Origin of the sequence: Streptomyces sp. NPDC050164 (assembly GCF_044459945.1) — a bacterium.
Lineage (GTDB): Bacteria > Actinomycetota > Actinomycetes > Streptomycetales > Streptomycetaceae > Streptomyces > Streptomyces coeruleorubidus_A.
Map to the genome: position 1 here is coordinate 99,132 of NZ_JBITJK010000005.1, position 20,116 is coordinate 119,247.

22 protein-coding genes and 2 pseudogenes are annotated in these 20,116 nt (G+C 71.2%); 10 read left to right on the top strand and 14 right to left on the bottom strand.

What is annotated here, in order from left to right; all coding sequences use genetic code 11:
* Positions 1-78: 78 nt before the first annotated feature.
* Genes ACIBNA_RS10275 through ACIBNA_RS10300 form a run of 6 tightly spaced genes read left to right on the top strand, consistent with a single transcriptional unit; the run spans position 79 to position 5,538 of the window.
* Positions 79-1,233 (top strand): NAD(P)/FAD-dependent oxidoreductase, encoded by a 1,155-nt coding sequence (locus ACIBNA_RS10275; RefSeq protein ID WP_399164790.1) that lies wholly within the window; start codon positions 79-81, stop codon positions 1,231-1,233.
* Complete coding sequence (locus tag ACIBNA_RS10280) at positions 1,230-1,574, top strand: (2Fe-2S)-binding protein (RefSeq protein WP_399164791.1); 345 nt, start codon at positions 1,230-1,232, stop codon at positions 1,572-1,574. Before ACIBNA_RS10275 ends, ACIBNA_RS10280 begins: the two co-directional genes overlap by 4 nt.
* Positions 1,564-2,928, top strand: coding sequence for an FAD-dependent oxidoreductase (locus ACIBNA_RS10285; RefSeq protein WP_399164792.1), 1,365 nt, complete (start codon positions 1,564-1,566; stop codon positions 2,926-2,928). Before ACIBNA_RS10280 ends, ACIBNA_RS10285 begins: the two co-directional genes overlap by 11 nt.
* Positions 2,925-3,815 (top strand): dihydrodipicolinate synthase family protein, encoded by an 891-nt coding sequence (locus tag ACIBNA_RS10290; RefSeq protein WP_399164793.1) that lies wholly within the window; start codon positions 2,925-2,927, stop codon positions 3,813-3,815. The genes ACIBNA_RS10285 and ACIBNA_RS10290 overlap by 4 nt, the downstream gene beginning before the upstream one ends.
* Positions 3,816-3,820: 5 nt before the next feature.
* Complete coding sequence (locus ACIBNA_RS10295) at positions 3,821-4,822, top strand: proline racemase family protein (RefSeq protein ID WP_399164794.1); 1,002 nt, start codon at positions 3,821-3,823, stop codon at positions 4,820-4,822.
* A gap of 41 nt (positions 4,823-4,863) precedes the next feature.
* Entirely contained in the window at positions 4,864-5,538 is a 675-nt protein-coding gene (locus ACIBNA_RS10300) for a GntR family transcriptional regulator (protein ID WP_399164795.1), read from the top strand.
* On the opposite strand, the gene ACIBNA_RS10305 is transcribed toward ACIBNA_RS10300, so the two are convergent.
* The 8 genes from ACIBNA_RS10305 to ACIBNA_RS10340 form a co-directional block, all read right to left on the bottom strand.
* The gene (locus ACIBNA_RS10305) at positions 5,510-6,376 is read right to left on the bottom strand and encodes an SDR family oxidoreductase (protein ID WP_399164796.1); all 867 of its coding nucleotides are present in this window, start codon (positions 6,374-6,376) and stop codon (positions 5,510-5,512) included. The two genes, ACIBNA_RS10300 and ACIBNA_RS10305, sit on opposite strands and share 29 nt — an antisense overlap.
* Before the next feature lie 48 nt (positions 6,377-6,424).
* Positions 6,425-6,904 (bottom strand): MarR family winged helix-turn-helix transcriptional regulator, encoded by a 480-nt coding sequence (locus ACIBNA_RS10310; protein WP_399164797.1) that lies wholly within the window; start codon positions 6,902-6,904, stop codon positions 6,425-6,427.
* A gap of 11 nt (positions 6,905-6,915) precedes the next feature.
* Positions 6,916-7,977, bottom strand: coding sequence for an alkene reductase (locus ACIBNA_RS10315; protein WP_399164798.1), 1,062 nt, complete (start codon positions 7,975-7,977; stop codon positions 6,916-6,918).
* Positions 7,978-8,053: 76 nt separating this feature from the next.
* Complete coding sequence (locus tag ACIBNA_RS10320; protein WP_399164799.1) at positions 8,054-8,959, bottom strand: NADP-dependent oxidoreductase; 906 nt, start codon at positions 8,957-8,959, stop codon at positions 8,054-8,056.
* 287 nt (positions 8,960-9,246) lie between these two features.
* Positions 9,247-10,026, bottom strand: a complete 780-nt coding sequence (locus tag ACIBNA_RS10325; protein ID WP_399164800.1) for an ABC transporter ATP-binding protein — start codon at positions 10,024-10,026, stop codon at positions 9,247-9,249.
* A gap of 20 nt (positions 10,027-10,046) precedes the next feature.
* On the bottom strand, positions 10,047-10,826 hold the full coding sequence (locus tag ACIBNA_RS10330) for an ABC transporter permease (RefSeq protein WP_399164801.1): 780 nt from the start codon (positions 10,824-10,826) through the stop codon (positions 10,047-10,049).
* Positions 10,823-11,596: an ABC transporter permease gene (locus ACIBNA_RS10335; RefSeq protein ID WP_399164802.1), complete on the bottom strand. Its 774-nt coding sequence runs from the start codon at positions 11,594-11,596 to the stop codon at positions 10,823-10,825. The genes ACIBNA_RS10330 and ACIBNA_RS10335 overlap by 4 nt, the downstream gene beginning before the upstream one ends.
* A 13-nt stretch (positions 11,597-11,609) precedes the next feature.
* Positions 11,610-12,584, bottom strand: coding sequence for an ABC transporter substrate-binding protein (locus ACIBNA_RS10340; protein ID WP_399164803.1), 975 nt, complete (start codon positions 12,582-12,584; stop codon positions 11,610-11,612).
* A 192-nt stretch (positions 12,585-12,776) separates the two neighbouring features.
* On the opposite strand from ACIBNA_RS10340, the gene ACIBNA_RS10345 reads away from it, so the two are divergent.
* Complete coding sequence (locus tag ACIBNA_RS10345) at positions 12,777-13,628, top strand: IclR family transcriptional regulator C-terminal domain-containing protein (protein WP_399164804.1); 852 nt, start codon at positions 12,777-12,779, stop codon at positions 13,626-13,628.
* Here ACIBNA_RS10345 and ACIBNA_RS10350 read toward each other — a convergent pair.
* The 6 genes and pseudogenes from ACIBNA_RS10350 to ACIBNA_RS10375 all read right to left on the bottom strand — a co-directional run bounded on the left by ACIBNA_RS10350 (position 13,543) and on the right by ACIBNA_RS10375 (position 17,264).
* A complete protein-coding gene (locus ACIBNA_RS10350) occupies positions 13,543-14,478 on the bottom strand; it encodes a PDR/VanB family oxidoreductase (protein WP_399164805.1) in 936 nt (311 codons plus the stop codon). The genes ACIBNA_RS10345 and ACIBNA_RS10350 overlap by 86 nt on opposite strands.
* Positions 14,475-14,654, bottom strand: coding sequence for a hypothetical protein (locus ACIBNA_RS10355; protein WP_274821056.1), 180 nt, complete (start codon positions 14,652-14,654; stop codon positions 14,475-14,477). Before ACIBNA_RS10355 ends, ACIBNA_RS10350 begins: the two co-directional genes overlap by 4 nt.
* Positions 14,651-15,721: a Rieske 2Fe-2S domain-containing protein gene (locus ACIBNA_RS10360; RefSeq protein ID WP_399164806.1), complete on the bottom strand. Its 1,071-nt coding sequence runs from the start codon at positions 15,719-15,721 to the stop codon at positions 14,651-14,653. Before ACIBNA_RS10360 ends, ACIBNA_RS10355 begins: the two co-directional genes overlap by 4 nt.
* A 202-nt stretch (positions 15,722-15,923) precedes the next feature.
* A complete protein-coding gene (locus tag ACIBNA_RS10365) occupies positions 15,924-16,550 on the bottom strand; it encodes a cation:proton antiporter (protein ID WP_399164807.1) in 627 nt (208 codons plus the stop codon).
* 133 nt (positions 16,551-16,683) lie between these two features.
* Positions 16,684-16,917, bottom strand: a pseudogene (locus ACIBNA_RS10370) (cation:proton antiporter); the annotation flags it as partial.
* A gap of 80 nt (positions 16,918-16,997) precedes the next feature.
* Positions 16,998-17,264 (bottom strand): hypothetical protein, encoded by a 267-nt coding sequence (locus ACIBNA_RS10375; protein ID WP_399164808.1) that lies wholly within the window; start codon positions 17,262-17,264, stop codon positions 16,998-17,000.
* 304 nt (positions 17,265-17,568) lie between these two features.
* Between ACIBNA_RS10375 and ACIBNA_RS10380 the strand changes: the two genes are divergently transcribed.
* The 3 genes and pseudogenes from ACIBNA_RS10380 (at position 17,569) to ACIBNA_RS10390 (ending at position 20,112) form a co-directional block, all read left to right on the top strand.
* Complete coding sequence (locus ACIBNA_RS10380; protein WP_399164809.1) at positions 17,569-18,444, top strand: thioesterase II family protein; 876 nt, start codon at positions 17,569-17,571, stop codon at positions 18,442-18,444.
* Positions 18,441-18,842 (top strand): annotated as a pseudogene (locus ACIBNA_RS10385) (beta-ketoacyl synthase N-terminal-like domain-containing protein); the annotation flags it as partial. The gene ACIBNA_RS10380 and the pseudogene ACIBNA_RS10385, both read left to right, overlap by 4 nt.
* A gap of 22 nt (positions 18,843-18,864) precedes the next feature.
* Positions 18,865-20,112: a polyketide synthase dehydratase domain-containing protein gene (locus ACIBNA_RS10390; RefSeq protein ID WP_399164810.1), complete on the top strand. Its 1,248-nt coding sequence runs from the start codon at positions 18,865-18,867 to the stop codon at positions 20,110-20,112.
* The last annotated feature ends 4 nt before the right edge of the window (positions 20,113-20,116 follow it).

Sequence of the window (20,116 nt, forward strand, 5' to 3'; positions counted from 1 at the left end):
TCAGCGAGCCTTGCGGGCCCCCGCATCATCCGCTTCCGCCCCATTCCCAGAGAGTGTGGCGTGTGACATAGTACTGGCGTGAGCGAGCCGCTGACCTGCGATGTCGTGGTGGTCGGAGCCGGAGTGGTGGGCGCCGCCTGCGCCTTGTACGCGGCCCGCGCGGGCCTGGACACGATCGTGGTGGACCGGGGCCCGGTGGCCGGCGGTACGACCGGCGCGGGGGAGGGCAACCTCCTCGTCTCCGACAAGGAACCCGGCCCCGAGCTCGACCTGGCCCTGCTGTCCGCCCGGCTGTGGGCCGAACTGGCCCAGGAGGGGCTGGGGAAGGCGGTCGAGTACGAGGCCAAGGGCGGGATCGTCGTCGCCGGCACCGACCAAGCGCTGGCCGGGCTGCAGAGACTCGCCGCCGGGCAGCGCGCGGCCGGGGTCGAGGCGGTCCCGGTGCCCCCCGACCGGCTCCCCGACCTGGAGCCGTATCTGGCCCCCGGCCTCGCGGGCGGCGTGCACTACCCGCAGGACGCCCAGGTGATGCCCGCCCTGGCGGCGGCGCACCTGCTGCGCGCCTCGGACGCACGGCTGCTCACCGGCCGTGAGATGACGGGGGTGTTGCGCGGCCCCGACGGTGCGGTGCGCGGGGTGCGAACCGACGGGGGCGACATCCACGCCCCGGCGGTCGTCAACGCGGCCGGCACCTGGGGCGGCGAGGTGGCCGCCCGCGCCGGGGTGTCGCTGCCGGTGCTGCCCCGGCGCGGCTTCGTCCTGGTCACCGAGCCGCTGCCGCCCCGCGTCCGGCACAAGGTGTACGCCGCCGACTACGTGGCCGACGTCGCCAGCGACTCGGCGGCCCTGCAGACCTCCCCGGTCGTCGAGGGCACACCCGCCGGGCCGGTCCTCATCGGCGCCAGCCGCGAACGGGTCGGCTTCGACCGGTCGTTGTCGCTCCCGGCGCTGCGGGCGCTGGCGGCGGGCGCGACGCGGCTCTTCCCGTTCCTCGCCGGAGTCCGGGCCATGCGGACGTACGCGGGCTTCCGGCCGTATCTGCCGGACCATCTGCCCGCGATCGGTCCCGACCCCCGGGCGCCCGGACTCCTGCACGCCTGCGGGCACGAGGGCGCGGGCATCGGTCTCGCCACCGGCACCGGGCAGCTGATCGCCCGGGTGCTGACCGGGCGGACGCCCGACCTGGATCTCGTCCCGTTCCGGCCCGACCGCTTTGCCGAGGAGGCCGAGTGAATCCACTGGAGCCGGCGGGAGCCAGGCCCGGCCCCGCCTTCACGGTGACGTTCGACGGGCGGCCGGTCCGGGCGCTGCCGGGGCAGACGGTCGCCGCCGTGCTGTGGGCGGCGGGCGTCACCTCCTGGCGCACCACCCGGGGCGAGGGCCGTCCGCGCGGGGTGTTCTGCGGGATCGGCGTCTGCTTCGACTGCCTCGTGACCGTCAACGACCGCCCCAACCAGCGCGCTTGTCTGGTGCCGGTGCGGCCCGGTGACGTGATCGGCACGCAGGAGGGGACGGGCCGTGAAGGGGCGGACCACGACGGGGCGGACGACGGGGGAGACGGTCATGCGGGCTGAACTCGTCGTGATCGGGGCCGGACCGGCCGGACTGGCCGCGTCGCTGGCGGCGAGCGCGCGCGGCACGCGGGTCGCGCTCGTCGACGCGGCGACGGAGACCGGCGGGCAGTTCTACCGGCAGCCCGCCACCGGGCTCGGGGCCGGGCGGCCCGAGGCGCTGCACCACCGGTGGCGGACCTGGGAGCGGCTGCGGGACGGCCTCGCCGCCAGCTCCGTACGCGTGCTGACGGATCATCATGTGTGGTGCGTCGAACGGAAGTCCGGCGGCTTCACCGTGCACGCGCTGCTCGGCCCGGAGCAGCAGGAGCCGGCCGAGGTGCACGCCCGTGCCGTGCTCCTGGCCACCGGCGGCTACGAACACGTGCTGCCCTTCCCCGGCTGGACGCTCCCGGGTGTCGTCACCGCCGGGGGCGCCCAGGCCATGCTCAAGGGCCAACTGGTGGTGCCGGGGCGCAGAGCCGTCGTGGCCGGGACCGGGCCGCTGCTGCTGCCCGTGGCGAGCGGGCTCGCGGCAGCCGGCGTCGAGGTCGCCGCGCTCGTCGAGTCCACGGGCCCCGGGCGCCTGGCCCGCCACGGCCGGGCCCTGGCCGGCAAGCTCCCCGAGGGCGCCGGATACGCCGCCCGGCTGCTGCGCCACCGCGTGCCGGTCCTGGCCCGCCACACCGTCGTCCGCGCCCACGGCGACGACCGGCTGACTGGCGTCACGGTCGCAGCCCTCGACACCGCCGGTCGCGTCCGACCCGGCACCGAGCGGCAGTTGCCCTGTGACACCCTGGCCGTCGGCCACGGCATGCTCCCGCACACCGACCTGGCCTCGGGCCTCGGCTGCCGCCTGGACGGGCTCGCCGTGGCCGTGGACGCCGAGCAGCGCACGGACGTACCCGGCGTGTGGGCGGCCGGGGAGTCCACCGGCATCGGCGGCGCGGCCCTCGCCCTCGCCGAGGGGCACATCGCCGGGTGCTCCGCCTCCGCCCACCTGCGCGGCACCGCCCCCGACCCGGCCCCCGCCGCCCTCAAGGCCCGCACGAAGCTCAGGAGTTCAGCGGCCGCCCTCGACGCCGCGTACGCGCCGCCCGCGCACTGGCCCGAGCAGGTCACCGACGACACCGTGATCTGCCGCTGCGAGGAGGTCACCGCCGGCGCCGTGCGCGACGCCCTGGACCTCGGAGCGGGCGACGAGCGCACCGTGAAGCTGCTGACCCGGGCCGGAATGGGCTGGTGCCAGGGCCGGATGTGCCAGGCCGCCGTCGCGGGTCTCGCCGGCTGCCCGCCCGCCCCGTCCAGAAGGACGTTCGCCCGTCCCGTCCCGCTCGGCGTCCTCGCACGGCAACACACCCAGGAGGAACTGTCATGACCGACCACCGCCCCTGGCGCGGAGTCCTCGTCGCCACCGCGCTCCCGCTGAACGCCGACCTCTCCGTGAACTACGACAAGTACGCCGAGCACTGCGCCTGGCTGGTCGAGAACGGCTGCGACGGCGTCGTGCCGAACGGCTCCCTCGGCGAGTACCAGGTGCTCGCCCCCGAGGAGCGCGCCCGGGTCGTCGAGACGGCCGTCGCCGCGATCGGCGGGCAGCGCGTCATGCCCGGCGTCGCCGCGTACGGGTCCGCCGAGTCCCGGCGCTGGGCCGAGCAGGCGGGCGAGGCGGGCTGCCGGGCGGTGATGCTGCTGCCGCCGAACGCCTACCGCGCCGACGAGCGTTCCGTCCTCGCCCACTACGCCGAGGTCGCGAAGGCGGGCCTGCCGGTCGTCGCGTACAACAACCCCATCGACACCAAGGTCGACCTCGTGCCGGAGCTGCTCGCCCGGCTGCACGGCGAGGGGTACATCCGGGCGGTGAAGGAGTTCTCCGGAGACGTCCGCCGGGCCTACCGCATCGCCGAACTCGCCCCCGAACTCGACCTGCTGATCGGCGCGGACGACGTCCTGCTGGAGCTGGCCGTCGCGGGCGCCAAGGGCTGGGTGGCGGGCTATCCGAACGCGCTGCCGCAGGCGTCGGTCGAGCTGTACCACGCGGCCGTCGAGGGCGACCTCGACACCGCGCGGGCCCTGTACCGGCAGCTGCATCCTCTGCTGCGGTGGGACTCGCGGGTGGAGTTCGTCCAGGCCATCAAACTGTCCATGGACCTCGTCGGCCGCCACGGCGGACCCTGCCGCCCGCCGCGCATGCCCCTGCCGCCCGAGCAGGAGGCCGCCGTCCGAGCCGCCACCGAGAAGGCCGTAGCGGCCGGATTGGCGTAGGGATCATGCGCAGCAAACTCGTCCTGCACGCCGTCGACTCGCACACCGAGGGCATGCCGACCCGCGTGATCACCGGCGGCATCGGCACCATCCCCGGCGCCACCATGAACGAGCGGCGGCTGTACTTCCGCGAACACCGCGACGACATCAAGCAGTTGCTGATGAACGAGCCACGCGGTCACTCCGCCATGAGCGGCGCGATCCTCCAGCCGCCGACCCGGCCGGACTGCGACTGGGGCGTCGTCTACATCGAGGTCTCCGGCTATCTGCCGATGTGCGGGCACGGCACGATCGGCGTGGCGACCGTGCTCGTCGAGACCGGAATGGTCGAGGTCGTCGAGCCGGTCACCACCATCCGGCTCGACACCCCGGCGGGCCCGGTCGTCGCCGAGGTGGCGGTGGCGGACGGCGCGGCCAAGGCGGTCACCCTCCGCAACGTGCCCTCCTTCGCCGTCGACCTCGACCGCAAGGCGACCCTCGCCGACGGCCGGACGGTGACGTACGACCTCGCCTTCGGCGGCAACTTCTACGCCATCCTGCCGCTGGAGCGGTTCGGCCTGCCCTTCGACCGGTCCCGCAAGGACGACATCCTCCGGGCCGGCCTGTCCCTGATGGCCGCCGTCAACGCCGAGGACCCGCCCGTCCACCCGGAGGACCCGTCCATCCACGGCCTCCACCACGTCTACCTGGCCGCCCCCGGCTCGACCGCCCGCCACTCCCGGCACGCCATGGCCATCCACCCCGGCTGGTTCGACCGCTCGCCCTGCGGCACGGGCACCAGCGCCCGCATGGCACAGTTGCACGCGCGCGGCGAACTCCCGCTGCACACCGAGTTCGTGAACGAGTCCTTCATCGGCACCCGGTTCACCGGCAGACTGCTCGGCACCACCGAGGTGGCCGGACGCCCGGCCGTACTGCCCAGCTTCTCCGGACGCGCCTGGATCACCGGCACCGCCCAGTACCTGCTGGACCCCGAGGACCCGTTCCCGGCGGGGTTCGTCCTGTAAGCCGAACCCGGCCCGAGCACAAGAGAGGGACCCCGACCGTCATGGCCCCGCAGCACACCCCCGCCCTGCCCGTGCTGGGCAGCAGGAAACCCAGCCACCGGGAGCGGGTCGCGGACGCGCTGCGGGCCGCCCTGATCGCCGGCGAGCTGCTCCCCGGCGAGGTCTACTCGGCCCCCGGCCTCGCCGCCCGCTTCGGCGTCTCCGCCACCCCCGTGCGCGAGGCCATGCTCGACCTCGCCAAGGAAGGCCTCGTCGACACCGTGCCCAACAAGGGCTTCCGGGTCACGGCCGTCTCCGAGAAGCAACTGGACGAGTACACCCACATTCGCGCGCTGATCGAGATCCCCACCACGGCGGGCCTCGCGGCCACGGCCGACCCGGTGACGCTGGAGGCGCTCCGGCCGGTCGCACAGGAGATAGTCACCTCCGCCGCGGCCGGCGACCTCATCGCCTACGTCGAGGCCGACCTGCGCTTCCACCTCGGCCTGCTGGCCCTCACCGGCAACGACCACCTCGTCGACGTCGTACGGGACCTCAGACGCCGCTCCCGGCTGTACGGACTGACCGCGCTCGCCGAACAAGGGCGGCTGGAGGCGTCGGCGGAGGAACACCTGGAGATCCTGGACGCGCTGCTCGCCCGGGACGAGGAGGCGGTACGGGCGGTGATGACCCGGCACCTGAGCCACGTCAGGGGCCTGTGGGCGAGTGCCTCCTAGGGGCGCGGGGCTGTGAACAGCATGCGGCTGCGCCGTTCGTAGCGGCCCGTGTCGAACCAGCCGAACATCGCGACCATGTCCTTGACCAGGGGGATGAAGCGGCCGGCGACGGCTCCCGAGGCGCGGGCGACGGCGGAAGGGACGGCCCACACCTTGATGTTCTTTCCGGCCCGGTGCCCATCAGTTCGGCCATCTCGCGCATGCCGACCGGACGGTCCCAGCCGATGTCGATGCGCTCACCGTCGTCGGCCTCGGCGTCGACCGCGGCCGCCGGGTACGCCGCGAGATCGGAGGTGTGGACGAAGGTCAGCGGGACGGTGGTCTTGCCCGCCCATATCAGGCGGCCCTGGTCGATCGGGTCGCCCGCCATGTTCGCGATCTGGTCGACGAACGCTCCCGGGCGCAGTGCGACGAACGGGACGCCGAGCTGTTCGAGCTTGTCCTCGGCGACCTTCTTGTGCCAGAAGTGCGGGACATGGGGCGTCCGGTCGCTGGTGAGGATGCTGGTCAGGACGAACCGCCGGATGCCGGCGCGGTGGGCCGCCTCGGCGAGGTTGGCGATGCCGACGGTGTCGATGTCGTGCGCGTTCTTGCCGCCTCGGGTGTGGCCGGCAGCGGTGGCGATGACGGCATCGGCGCCGTTCATGGCGGCGACGAGCGAGTCGACGTCGAGCATGTCGCCGCGGGCGATCTCGCCCCCCCCCGGGCTTTCGAGCCCGTTCGCGTCGGTGGCCGGCCGGACCAGGGCACGGACTTTCTTACCGCGCCCCAGCAGTTCGTCGACGACCTTGCCCCCGAGGGAGCCGGTCGCCCCGCCGCATACGCCGGCTCGGCTCACCGGGTTTTCCCAGGAGTTCGGGGAGCCTGTCTCCGTTGAGCACGGGACTTACGTGGACTCTTCCGGCGGAAGAGCGCTGCTGCTGATCGCGTCGGCGATGGCGTAGGCGGTGTGGACGAAGGACTCTGCCTGCTGCGCCGACAGGTTCCGCGCGGAGGTCTCCTCCAGGGCCTGCCACATGGCCGCGAGGGGCTTGCGCATGGCACGGCCCTTGTCGGTGAGGTGGACGACCATGACGCGCCGGTCGTGTTCGGCCGGCTCGCGGATGAGCAGGCCGGCCTCCTGCATGCGGCGTAGGGACTTGGAGACGGTGGAGTGGTCCAGGCCGACGCTTTCGAGCAGCTCGGACTGGCTCTGGCCGTCCCGGTCCAGGAGTTGCATCAGCAGAAGTTCCTGTCCGGGATGCAGGTCCATCTCGCGGAGCATCGCGGCGGCGCGGGCGCGGTGAGCGCGGGCCAGGTGGAAGATCGCGTAGCTCACCTGCCCCCCGCTGGCCGTGGTGGGGATGTGGGGTGTGGGGGCAGGCATGGGTCGGTTCCTCAGACTGTGTAGGTGGGGTAGTCGGTGTAGCCGGCCGCTCCGCCGCCGTAGAAGGTCGCCGGGTCGGGGGTGTTCAGCGGCGCGTCAGAGAGTAGCCGCTCGACCAGGTCCGGGTTGGCGAGCGCGAGGGCGCCGACGGAGACAAGGTCGGCCGTGCCGTGCTCGATGTCCTTGGCACGGGTGGGCAGGTCGGTGCCGGCCCGGTTGAGGATCAGCGTGGTCGGCCACAGCGCGCGCAGGGTGTCCAGCAGCGCGTCGTCGCCCGCGTGGAGGACGTGGAGGTAGGCGAGGCGGAGCGGGCTGAGGGCGCGCATGAGCGCCGGATACAGCTCGGCGGTGTCGGACTCGGCGATGTCGTTGTACGGGTTGCCGGGGGAGATGCGCAGGCCGGTGCGGTCGGCGCCGATCTCGTCGGCCACGGCAGCGGCGACCTCGACGGCGAAGCGGATGCGGCCCTCGAGGGAACCGCCGTAGCGGTCGGTGCGCTGGTTGGTGTTGTCGGACAGGAACTGGTGCACGAGGTAGCCGTTGGCGGCGTGGATCTCCACGCCGTCGGCACCTGCCGCGACGGCAGCCGCTGCGGCGCGGCGGAAGTCGTCGACGGTCGCCGCGACCTCCTGCGTCGACAGGGCACGGGGTGTCGGCATCTCCTGGGGCCCGGACGCGGTGAACATCGTGCCCGCCGGCCGGATCGCCGAAGGGGCGACCGGCCGGCGCCCGTGGGGGGTGTTGTCGGGGTGGGCGATGCGTCCGGTGTGCATCAGCTGGACGACGATCCGGCCGTCGGCCGCGTGCACGGCGTCGGTGACCTTGCGCCACCCGGCGATCTGCTCGTCATTGTGGATGCCGGGCGTGAGGAGGTAGCCCTGGCCGTCGGTGGAGGGCTGGGTTCCCTCGGTGATGATGAGCGCGTGCGAGGCCCGCTGGGCGTAGTACTCGGCGTTCAGCTCGGTCGGTACGCCTTCCGGTGTGGAGCGGTCACGGGTCATGGGGGCCATGACCAGGCGGTGCGGGAGGGAGATGTCACCGACGGTGGTCGGTGTCCACAGGGAGTTCAGCATGAGTGATCCTTCGGTTCGGTGAATAAAGGCGGTGATCGGGAAAGCGGGGGCGTGGCGGAAGGAGAGGCGGGCGTGATCAGTCGAGGGTGAGGACGAGCTTGCCCCGGACATGCCCGGTATCGCTGACCTGCTGGGCCGTGGCGGCCCGGGCGAGCGGGTAGGCGGTGACCGTGGTGACGACCTTGCCGGTCGCGGCATCCTGCGCCAGGGCGGCCAGAGGGGCAGCCGAGCGTTCCTGGGGGCCGTTGGCGAAGGTGATGCCGAGCTGGTGCGCGCGGAAGTCGGCGATGGTGACGATGCGCCCGGTGCCGCCCCGCAGGGTGATGGAGTCCTCAAGGGCTCCCTTCCCGGCCAGGTCGAACACCGCGTCCACGCCGTCGGGGGCGAGCGCCCGGACCCGCTCGACCAGGCCCTCGCCGTAAACGGTCGCGGTGGCGCCGAGCGAGGCGAGGTATTCCTGGTTGGCGGGGCCGGCGGTGCCGATGACTCGCGCTCCGCGGGCCGTGGCGAGCTGGACCGCCAGGGTTCCGACCGCTCCCGCCGCGCCGTGCATCAGTACGGTCTCCCCGGCGGCGACGCGCAGCAGTTTCAGGACCCGCTCGGCCGTCTCGCCCGCCACCGGCAGCGCGGCCGCGTGCTGCCAGCCGAGGCCGGCGGGCTTGGGGGCCACGGTGGTGGCCAGCGCGTACTCGGCGTACGAGCCGGTGTCCGACCAGCCCAGCACCTCGTCACCCACCTGCACGTCCCGCACGCCCTGACCCAGGGCGTCCACCACGCCGGCGAGCTCGCGACCGGGGACGGAGGGGAGCGGCGTGGGGAACAGGGCCTCCAGTGCCCCGGAGCGGATCTTGCCGTCCAGCGCGTTCAGCCCGGCCGCCCTGACGCGGACGCGGATCTGCCCGGGGCCGGGCTGCGGGACCTCGATGTCCGCCTCGTGCAGCACTTCCGTGCCGCCGAAACGGTCGAACAGGATGGCTTTCATGACGACTCCTCTCGTGCCACCAGCTATTTGGTGGCTAGCCACATAAACGTATCAGTGAATCTGTGGCTAGCCAAGTAATTCGGGCTGCCCGGTCCGCGAACTGCGCCGGCCGAGCCGGGCTGGATCACGCCGGCCCAGCCGGATTCCCGGCCCGGCGCGGAGCCGGGACGGATACCGCTGAGCCGGCAGTGCGCGCCGCGGCATCGGGCGCACGCCGGGCACGCCAAGCGTGAGGCGTACCCCGAGGCCGTCGAACAGGCCCACGCCGACTTCGCCCCGAGGCCGTCTCAGGACACGGCAGTTCCCTTCTTGGCGGCCTGGATCTGCTCGTACACATGCGTACGCAGCTCGGCGAAGCGCGGATCCACCCTCGTGTGCAACTGATCGCGCTCCTCCGGCAGGTCGACCTTCAGCTGCTCCCGGACCACGGTGGGGGAGGCGGACAGCACCATCACCCGCTCCCCGAGGTAGACGGCCTCGTCGATGTCGTGGGTGACGAACAGGATCGTGATGCCGCGCTCCCGCCACAGCCCCCGGACCAGGTCCTCCAGGTCGGCCCGGGTCTGGGCGTCCACCGCCGCGAACGGCTCGTCCATCAGCAGTACACGGGGCTCGTACGCCAGTGCACGGGCGATGGCGACCCGCTGCTGCATACCGCCGGACAACTGCCAGGGATACGCCCCCGCGGCGTCCGCCAGCCCCACCGACTCCAGCGCGTCACGGACCAGTTCCCGGCGTCGGGTTTTGCTCAAGTCCTTCTGCTTCAGCGGGAGTTCGACGTTCTCACCGACCCGCATCCAGGGGAAGAGGCTGCGACCGTACTCCTGGAAGACGAACGCCATACCGGGCGGCGGACCGCTCACCTTCCGCCCCTCCAGGAGCACTTCACCCCCGGTCGGCGCGAGCAGCCCTCCCACGCACTTCAGCAGCGTCGTCTTGCCACAGCCCGACGGCCCGACGAGACAGACGAGTTCTCCGGCGTCGACGGTGAAGGTGAGGTCGCGGACCGCCTCCACACGCCGCCCCGACCCCTCGTAGACCTTCTTCAGACCCCGTACGTCGAGCATGGACCGCCCTTTCAAGAGGTTCACGGCGACCGCCGGGCCGAGGCACGCAGACCGTGGTACCAGCCGAGCGCCCGCCGCTCGACCGACCGGAAGACAACCGACAGCAGGAAGCCGAGCAGACCGAGCACGAGGATGCCGGTCCACATGTCCGGGATCGCGAAGCCGCGCTGGAACTGGACGATGGTGAAGCCGAGTCCGTTGCTCGCGGCGAACATCTCGCTGATCACCATGAGGATGATGCCGATGGACAGGGCTTGGCGCAGGCCCGCGAAGATCTGCGGGCTCGCCGACCGCAGCACCAGGTTCCTGAGCCGCGCCACGCCCGTGATGCCGTACGAGCGGGCCGTCTCGGCCATCACCGGGTCCACCGCCCGCACGCCCTCGACCGTGTTGAGCAGGACGGGCCACACGCAGCCGGCCGCGATCACCGTGACCTTCATCGAGTCGCCGATCCCCGCGAACAGCATGATGACCGGCACCAGCACCGGCGGCGGCACCGCCCGCAGGAACTCCAGGACCGGCTCGCACACCGCCCGCACCCGCCGGTAGGACCCGATGACCGTACCGAGCGCCACCCCCAGGGCCGCCGCCAGCGCGTAACCGCCCGCCAGCCGCAGCACGCTCGGCAGGACGTCGCCCCGCAGGCGCTGCGCCGTCCACACGTCCGGGAAGGCCTCCAGGATCGTCCGCAGGGGCGGCCAGTACACGTCCGTACTGCCCGCGGACGCCACCCACCAGACCGTGACCAGCAGGGCCGGGAGGGCGACGGCGAACACCAGCCGCAGCAGCAGACCCCTCACACCGCCACCTCCCCGCGCACCGACTGATGCCAGGCCAGCGCCCGCCGCTCCACCGTGCGCGCGCCGACGTTGATCAGCAGCCCCAGCAGCCCGGTCACCGCGATCAGCGCGTACATCTCGGGCACGGCCTGCGAGGCCTGTGCCACCCCGATGCGCTTGCCCAGCCCCGGTGCTCCGATGACGAGTTCGGACGTGATGGCGAGGATCAGCGCGACCGCCGCCGCCAGCCGGACGCCGGTCATGACGTACGGCAGCGCGGTCGGCCACAGCACATGCCGGATCCGCGCCCAGGTACCGAGGCCGTACGACCGCGCCGTCTCGTCGGCGACGGGGTCGACGTCCTGGACGCCGTACAGAACCTGGATCAGGACCTGCCAGAACGACGCGTAGACGACGAGGAGGAGCACCGAGCGCAGTTCGGTGCCGTACAGCAGCACCGCCAGCGGGATCAGCGCGACCGACGGGATCGGACGCAGGAACTCGATCGTCGAGGCCGTCGCCGCACGCAGATGCGGCACGACCGAGATCAGCACGCCCACCACGACTCCCGCACAGGAGGCGATCGCCAGGCCTAGCGCCCAGCCGGTGAGCGTGTCGCCGAGCGCCGTCCAGAAGGCCGAGTCGGCCGTCTCGGCCGCGAGCGCTTCGGCGATCCGGCTGGTGGGTGGGAAGTAGGTCTCCTCGACCAGACCGAGCCGCGGCACCGCCTCGCCCAGGGCGAGGAAGGCGGCGAGCCCGGCCGCACCGAGTGCGGCGTTCGCGCCCCTCATGCGTCTGTGTCCCTCACGGCAGCAGCTTGTCCAGGTCCGGCGTCGACTTGAACAGGCCGTCGTCCTCGCCGAGCTTCATCAGCGCTTCGATGGAGGCACGGTTCGGCTCCGCCGGCCACTTCGGCAGGGTCACCTTCTCCAGCACCGCCGCCGGGATCTTCGTGTACGTGGTGACGATCTGGCGGGCCTCGTCCGGGTGGGCGTCGGCGTAGGCGAGGGACTCGGCGGTGGCCTTTTGGAACTTCTCGACCACGTCCGGGTTCTGCTGGGCGTACCGGGTCGAGGTGAAGTACAGCGCGACGGTGAGGTCGGGTGCCACGTCCACCAGCGGTGAGGAGATGACGCGTCCACCCTGGCTCTTGACGGTGGCGAGGGCGGGCTCGACCACCTGGGCGGCGTCGATCTGCCCGCTGTCGAGGGCGGCCGGCATCTGGTCGAAGGCGAGCTCGACGAACTTGACCTTGTCCGGGTCGCCGCCCGCCTTGCGCACCGACGCGCGCACGGACGTCTCGTTGATGTTCTTCAGGGTGTTGATGGCGACCCGCTTGCCCTCCAGGTCCTTCGGCGACCTGATCGGACTGTCCTTGCCCACGGTGATCGCGCTGAAGTCCTCGCCCTCGACACCGGTCGAGGCGATCGCGTTCGCGACGGCCTTGATCGGCACGTTGTTGGACTGGGCGATCATCAGCGACGTCACGTTGGAGAACCCGAACTGGAACTGGCCGCTGGCCACCCCCGGCACGATCGCCGCGCCGCCCTGCGCGGTGGTGAACCGCAGCTTCAGGCCCTGCTTCTCGAAGAAGCCCTTCTCCTGCCCCAGATAGAGCGGTGCCACATCGACGATGGGAATGAGCCCGACCTCGACGGTGGTCACCCCGCCGGACGAGGCGCCCGCGTCCGAGGTGCCACCGCCGTCGGACGAGCCACAGGCCGCCGCGGCGAGCAGGACGGACACGGCCGCGAGACGGGTGAAGAGATGACGACGCATGACTCCTCCTGTGGGACCGGCTGTGGTTCTCCGACAGGTTGTGCGCAGACAGCACGCTTGTGCTCAGCGAGAACGTAAAGCCGGGGTCGATCCATGGTCAATGCCCTTGTCGACACCACTCGTTGACATCACGAGATCCGCACTCCTAGCGTGCGCGGAGCGCACGGTCGTTCGTCACGCCGGAGGCCCAGGATGTCCGCTGAAGCCCGCGCACCGCATTTCGTCCGGTCCTTCGAGCGCGGCCTCGCCGTGATCCGAGCCTTCGACGCCGAGCATCCGGCGCTGACCCTGAGCGAGGTCGCGCGCGCCTGCGAACTGACGCGCGCGGCGGCCCGCCGTTTCCTGCTCACCCTCGCCGACCTCGGCTACGTCCACACCGACGGCCGTCGCTTCCGCCTCACCCCGCGGGTGCTGGAACTCGGCTACTCCTACCTCTCCAGCTACACGCTGCCCCAGATCGCCGAGCCCCATCTGGAGCAACTCGTCGCGCGGGTACGGGAATCGTCCTCGCTCTGTGTCCTCGACGGCGACGACATCGTGTACGTCGTCCGGGTCCCCACCCGCCGCATCATGACCGCGTCCATCACGGTCGGCACCCGCTTCCCGGCGTATGTGACCTCGGTGGGCCGGGTGATCCTCGCTCATCTGCCGGACGAGGACGTCGAAGCCAGGCTCGCCCGGACGGAGTTGAAGCCCCTCACCACGCGCACGATCGCCACGCCGGGGGCCCTGCGGACGGAGCTGCGCCGCGTCCGCAGGCAGGGCTACGCCGTCGTCGACCAGGAGCTGGAGGAGGGGCTGAGGTCGGTCGCCGCCCCGGTGCGGGACCGGGACGGCGACGTGGTCGCGGCCGTCAACATCGCCGTGCACGCCGGCCGCAACTCCGTCGATTCCGTACGCCGCGACCTGTTGCCGCACCTGCTGGCGACCGTCGCCGGGATCGAGGCCGACCTGCGGATCACAAGTCCAGCACCAGCCGCCGCCCCCGGCACCGCGACACGCAGATCATCATCGTCTCGCCGCTCTCCCGCTCATCCGGGGTGAGCACGGAGTCCCGGTGTTCCGGGGTGCCGTCGAGGACGTCGGTCTCGCAGGTCCCGCAGGTGCCCTCGGTGCAGGAGTAGAGCACCTCGACCCCCGCGGCACGCACGGTGTCCAGGACGGACACGTCCGGCGCGACGGTGAGCGTCCTGCCGCTCCGCGCCAGCTCCACCTCGAACTCGGTGTCGCCGCCGGTCTCCTGCTCCTTCGGCCGGAACCGCTCCACACGCAGCACTCCCGACGGGCAGCGCTCCTCGACCGCGTCCAGCAGCGGCCCGGGGCCGCAGCAGTACACGAGCGTGCTTTCGGGTACGTCGTCCAGCACCGAGGGCAGGTCCAGCAGCCCCGTCTCGTCCTCGGGCGCGATCGTCACCCGGTCCCCGTACCGGGCCAGTTCCTCGCCGAACGCCATCGACTCGCGGGTGCGACCGCCGTACAGCAGCGTCCACTGGGCGCCCGCCGCCTCGGCCGCCGCCAGCATCGGCAGGATCGGGGTGATGCCGATGCCGCCCGCGACGAAACGGTAGCGGGGGGCGGGCTCCAGGCCGAAGTTGTTCCGGGGCCCGCGCACGCGGACCTTGTCGCCCTGCCCCACCTGCTCGTGCACATGGGCCGAGCCACCCCGGCCGTCCGGCTCGCGCAGCACCGCGATCCGCCAGGCCGACCGGTTCGCCGGATCGCCGCACAGCGAGTACTGCCGCTCCAGCCCGGGGCCGAGCACGACGTCGATGTGGGCGCCCGGTTCCCACTTGGGGAGCGGCTCGCCCAACGTGTGGCGCAGCGTGAGGGCGAGCACGCCGTCGGCGACGAACTCACGCCGCTCGACGATGAGTTCGGCTTCGTACACGCTCATGAACTGTTCCCTCGCGGCTCGTCGACGTCGTGCCCCTGCGGGTGGGCGAGCATCCACTCCCACATCTCCACCGGATCCTGCGCGGTGTGCTCGCGGCCGCAGTGGCAGGTGCCGTGCAGGATGTCGGTGCCGGGCAGCCAGTCGATGCGGTAGATCTCGCCGGTCGGACTCGTCACTGGACCTTCTCCACGGGCTTCTCGCCCTCCTCGACCAGCCGGGCGAGGATACGGCGGGCGGCCAGGCCGCCGGTGTCGATGTTGATGCTCAGCTCCTGGTAGCCGGTGCGCTCGGTGCCGAGGGTCTTCTGGAGCAGGTTGAGGGCGGTGACGTCCTGCATCACGACCGTGTGGTTGTTGCCGCGCAGGAACTCGGTGACCTCGGCGTCGTCGGTCGCCCAGTCGCGCGAGACGGCCCAGAAGTCGTACACCTTGCCGTCGCCGGACGGTGTGATCGCGTACGTGATCTCGGTGTGGAAGCCGTTCGGGTCGCTGCCGTCCGGCTCCGGCAGCACACCGACCGGGGCGATGCGGCTGTGCAGCAGATACAGGTAGGGCGCGTGGTACTCGATGTCCTGCCAGCGGGTGATCCGGCCCTCGATGCCGGTGGACTTGGCGTAGAACGGCGGGCACTCGGCGTCGTCCATGTGCCGGCTCACCCGGACGATCCCGGCGCCCTCGTCGACCTCCGTCGTGATCGGCGTCTCGGCTACCTCGGGGGTGCCGATGTACCCGCCGTGCAGATACGTCTCGTGGGACAGGTCCAGGAGGTTGTCGACGAGGAGTCCGTAGTCGCAGTCGATGGGCTCCATGCCGCGCACGGTGACCCAGCCGGGGGAGTCGAGGTGCCTGGCCCGCGGGATGCTCTGCGGATCGGCGAGCGCGGGGTCACCGATCCACACCCAGATCAGCGAGTCCTGCTCGACGACCGGGTAGGAGGCGACCCGGGCCGTGCGCGGCACCCGCTTCTGCCCCGGCACGTACACGCACGTACCGGTCGTGTCGTACGTGAACCCGTGGTACCCGCACACGATCCGGTCGCCGTCGAGGCGCGTCGGGGCCTCGGACAGCGGGTACCGGCGGTGCACACACCGGTCGTGCAGCACGACCGGCGTGCCCTCCTCCTCGGTCCGGTAGAGCACGAGCGTCTCACCGAGAATCGTCCGTCCGAGCAACTCCCGCCCGACCTCGTGACTGTAGGCGGCGACGTACCACTGGTTCCTGGCGAAGGCGGTGGTGTGAGGCATGGGGTTTCCCGTCCCTGTCGGCAGGGCGTCGTCGCCCCGCGTACCGTGGTTGGGACCAGGGTCCCGACGGCGGGGGGCACCAGGCAAGGCGGCTTCCGTCAGACGGAAGGGCTCTGGCCGGGTGAGACGCAGGAGCGGCATCAAGGCCACGAGCCCGAGCGGATCGACCAGATCAACGGCCGCATTGCGGCCGGCCGATGAGTCAGGCGCGAACGGGGTCTGCCTCGGGCGAGGCCGTTCCCGAGGCGGCCTTGGGTTCGGGTGCCGAGGGGGACATGCGCTGTTCGAGCTGCTCGGGCAGCGCCCAGCGGTACAGCGGCATCGCGCCGGCAGTGGTGAAGACCGCGACCAGGACCAGCATGGAGAAGACGTCCTTGGTGATCATTCCCTGGGCCAGGCCGATGTTGATGAAGATGAGGATCATCAGGCCGCGAGCGTTCATCAGGCCGCCGACCGCCCAGGACTCGCGCCAGGAGAAGCCGATGCCGCGCATCGCCGTCGCGCAGCCCACGTACTTGCCGACGAACCCCGCCACCAGGATCAGCAGGAACGGGCCGATCATGGCCCAGCCGGCGAGGCCGCCGAGCTCGGTATTGAGCCCGGAGAAGGCGAAGAAGATCGGCAGGAGCAGGACGCAGACGAGGTCCATCATGCGGCTGTGCAGGGCCTCGCGGAAGGCGGGGTTGCGCGGCATGGCAAGTCCGGCGATGAAGCCGCCGAATACGGAGTGGATGCCGATGTAGTCGGTGAACAGTCCGGACAGCAGGACGATGCCCACGATGATGTACATCTGGTCGAAGCCGGGCGAACTCGAACGGCGTGACGTCACGGCGGGAGAGCCGGTCGTAGAGGAGGTAGGCGGCTCCGGCGCCGAGCATGAGGGACGGCAGGATGCCGGAGACGGCGAGGACGGCGGCGTTCTTGGTGTCCTTCTTGCCGTTGCCGCCGCCGTGGTCGAGGCCGGCACCGACCAGGAACATGAAGATGGTCAGGCCGATGCCGCTCAGGACGTAGAGGATGGGCTTCGCCTCGGGGGTGAAGATCACCTTCTGCGCTGTCGGGAAGAGGGCGCCGAACAGCGTGGGGCCGAGGAGGACGCCTGCGACCATCTCGCCCAGCACCCGTGGCTGTTTGACCAGGAGGGCGAGACGTCCGCAGAGGGCCGAGGCGGCCAGGATGACCACGATCGCGGGCATGACGTTGAGGACGAGTTCGAGGTTCTTGTCAGTAGTGGCGGCCAGATAAGTCGTGTGGGGCACGACAGCTCCCGTGGTCGTCAGGAAAGTGCGGGGACAGAGGGCCGGTGCGGACCGTCGGCAGCCGGTCCTTCGGCGGCGGGGCGGCCGGTGCGCGGATCGTCCTCCAGATCGGCAGGCTGCACGGCGACGATGCAGCGGTGCAACGGATCATCCGGCGGCGCCGGATGATGCCACAGGCGCTCGAAGCCCTGCTCGCCCTGCGGTTCGGACGGCAGGCCGAGGTCCTTTCCGAACGTCACCGCGATCGGATCGTCGCGCGCCTCGCGTCGCGTGTTCGGGTCCACATTCACCTCCTCAGCCCCAGTCGAACGATCGTCACCGTCGGCAGCCCGGACTTCTGGCCGCTACCGATGCCACGAGCGCACGTCGGCGATCGTGTCGTGCCACCGGTCGCGCATCCGACCGGCATACAGCCGAACCGACGGCGGCAGCACGGATGTTGTGGGCCGGGGCCTTGCGCGCGCCGAGTCGTCCCCGGCGGCCAGGCCGGGCGACTTTGCCGATTGCCTTGCGCCGTATGCCCTTTCGGCCAGCTTCGAGGATGGCCGCCCCGGTCGACGACCATCCCACCCGGACACAGGACCGCCGATGACCGGACCGACCGGCACCGAACAGCGCCTCCGAGCGCGACTCGCGGCCCTGCCTCCCGAACGACGCGCCCGACTCGCCGAGCGCCTGCGCCGAGGACGGTCGCAGGCCCCGGCCGGCCCGGCGTGGTTCGTCCGGCACGGGAGCGCCGATCCGGCATTGCGGCTGTTCTGCTTCTCCTACGCCGGCGGCGGCACCACGGTCTTCCGTGCCTGGAGCGACCACCTGCCCGACCAGGTCGAGGTGTGCGCGATCCAATTGCCGGGGCGCGAATCCCGGGCCGCCGAGCCCTCCTACCGGCGGTTGGTCCCGCTCGTGGCCGACCTCCACGCGGCCATCACACCGTTGCTCGACCGGCCGTTCGCGCTGTTCGGGCACAGCATGGGTGCGCTCGTGGCATTCGAACTGGCCCGGCAGTTGAGGCGGGCCGGTGCTCCGCAGCCAGAACGCCTGTTCCTGGCCGCGTTTCGGGCGCCACAGCTGCCCAACCCCAACATCCGGATCTATCACCTGCCCGACGAGGTGCTCAAAACGGTCCTCGCCAAGGAAGGCACACCGCAGAACGTGCTCGACAACGACGAGCTCATGCGCGCCTTGCTGCCGACGCTTCGCGCCGACTTCGAACTGTGCGACACCTACGAGTACGTGCCCGAAGCCCCGTTGGCCGTGCCGGTGTCGGTCTTCGGCGGCCGGCACGACGTGCGGGTCGGGCGCGCGGACCTCGAACAGTGGAAAGTCCAGGCAGACAACGAGTTCGGCCTCACCATGCTGCCCGGCTCGCACTTCTTCATCCACGGCAGCCAGGACCTGCTCCTGGCACAGCTCACCACCGAACTCCAGTCCACGATGATCTCCGAGGGGGATGTACCCGCATGAGCGGTCGACAGCAGGGCAATCCCCGGCGCGAACCCATCGCGATTGTCGGGATCGGATGCCATTTCCCCGGCGGAGCCGTTACCCCGGACACCTACTGGGACCTGCTCTGCGCAGGGGTGGACGCCACCCGCGAACTCCCGCAGGACCGCTGGGAGATCGGCAAGTTCTACGATCCCGACCCCGCCAAACTAGGCAAGATGAGTACCTTCCGCGGCGGATTCCTCGATCGGGTCGACCAGTTCGACGCCCAGTTCTTAGGCATCTCGCCGCGCGAGGCGATCTGGCTCGATCCTCAGCAGCGCCTGCTGCTGAGGGCCGTCTGGGAAGCCTTCGAAGACGCAGGCCAAGACACGGACCGCCTCGCCGACAGCGACACCGGCGTGTTCGTCGGCGGTTTCACCCTGGACTACAAGCTGCTGAATGGATCCGCTGCGGGCGGACCTGGAGGCCGGCCTGGCCGACCTGCGCCCGAAAACCGCCAAGCTGCCCCTGTACTCGACGGTCACCGGCAGCCGCATCGACGGACGCGGAGCCGACGCCCACTACTGGTGGCAGAACGTGCGCGCCACGGTCCTGTTCTCGGCCGCGTTCAGCGAGATGGTCGACGACGGCTGCACCCACTTCGTCGAACTCGCACCACACCCGGTCCTGGCAAGCTCGATGCGGGAACTGCTCACCCGGCAGGAAGGTCTGGTCGTCCCGTCACTGCGGCGCGAGGAACCCGACGACGAGGTCCTGCTGCGGACGTTGAGCTCGCTGCACAGCCATGGTCACCAGGTGAAGTGGGAGACCTTCCATTCGGCCGACGCCAGGTTCGTCAAGCTGCCGAACTACCCGTGGCAGCTCAAGACCTATTGGAACGAATCGGCAGAGGCGCGTGAGGACCGCCACTACCGGCAGGTGCACCCGTTGCTGGGACAGCGGATGAACGCCGCGCACCCCACCTGGGAGGTGGAACTCAACACCGGTCACTTGGCTTACCTGGCCGACCACCGCATTCAGGACAACACACTGTTGCCGGGCGCGGCGTTCATCGAGATGACGTTGGCGGCTGCCCACCAGGTGTACGGGCCCGGCAACTACAGCGTCGACAGTCTGCAGCTGCGCAAGGCGCTGGTCCTGTCACCGGTGTCGGACGCGCGGTTGCGGACGACGCTGTACCAGGAGCAGGCACGTGTCGAGATCGCCAGTTACCTGGCGCTGCCCAGCGGCGAACGGCAGTGGACGGTCCACGCGACCGCCCAACTCGGCACGAGCGCCGCGGTACCAGCGTCGCGCGACGTCGCCGGCACCCGCGCCCGGTGCGGCAACCACGTCTCCCAGGACGAGTTCTACACGCAGACGCGCAGCATGGGGTTTCAGTACGGGCCCGCATTCCAGGGCGTACGCGACATCGCCATCGGCGACCGGGTGGCAGTCGGCGCCGTCGCGATTCCCGACGAGATCCGTGCCGGGGTCGGCGACTACCTGTTCCATCCGTGTCTGGTCGACGCCGCCTTCCAGGTCCTGCTGATCGCCGCGACCCCGCCCGACACGAATCAGGAGCGAGTCACACCGTACCTCCCGGTCCGGGTCGACCGGATCCGCGTGCTGGCGCCGCCCTCGGGGGACATGGTCGTCGTCGCGCACGTGGTGGCAGCCGATCGGTCGCAGATCGTCAGCGAATAGCCCT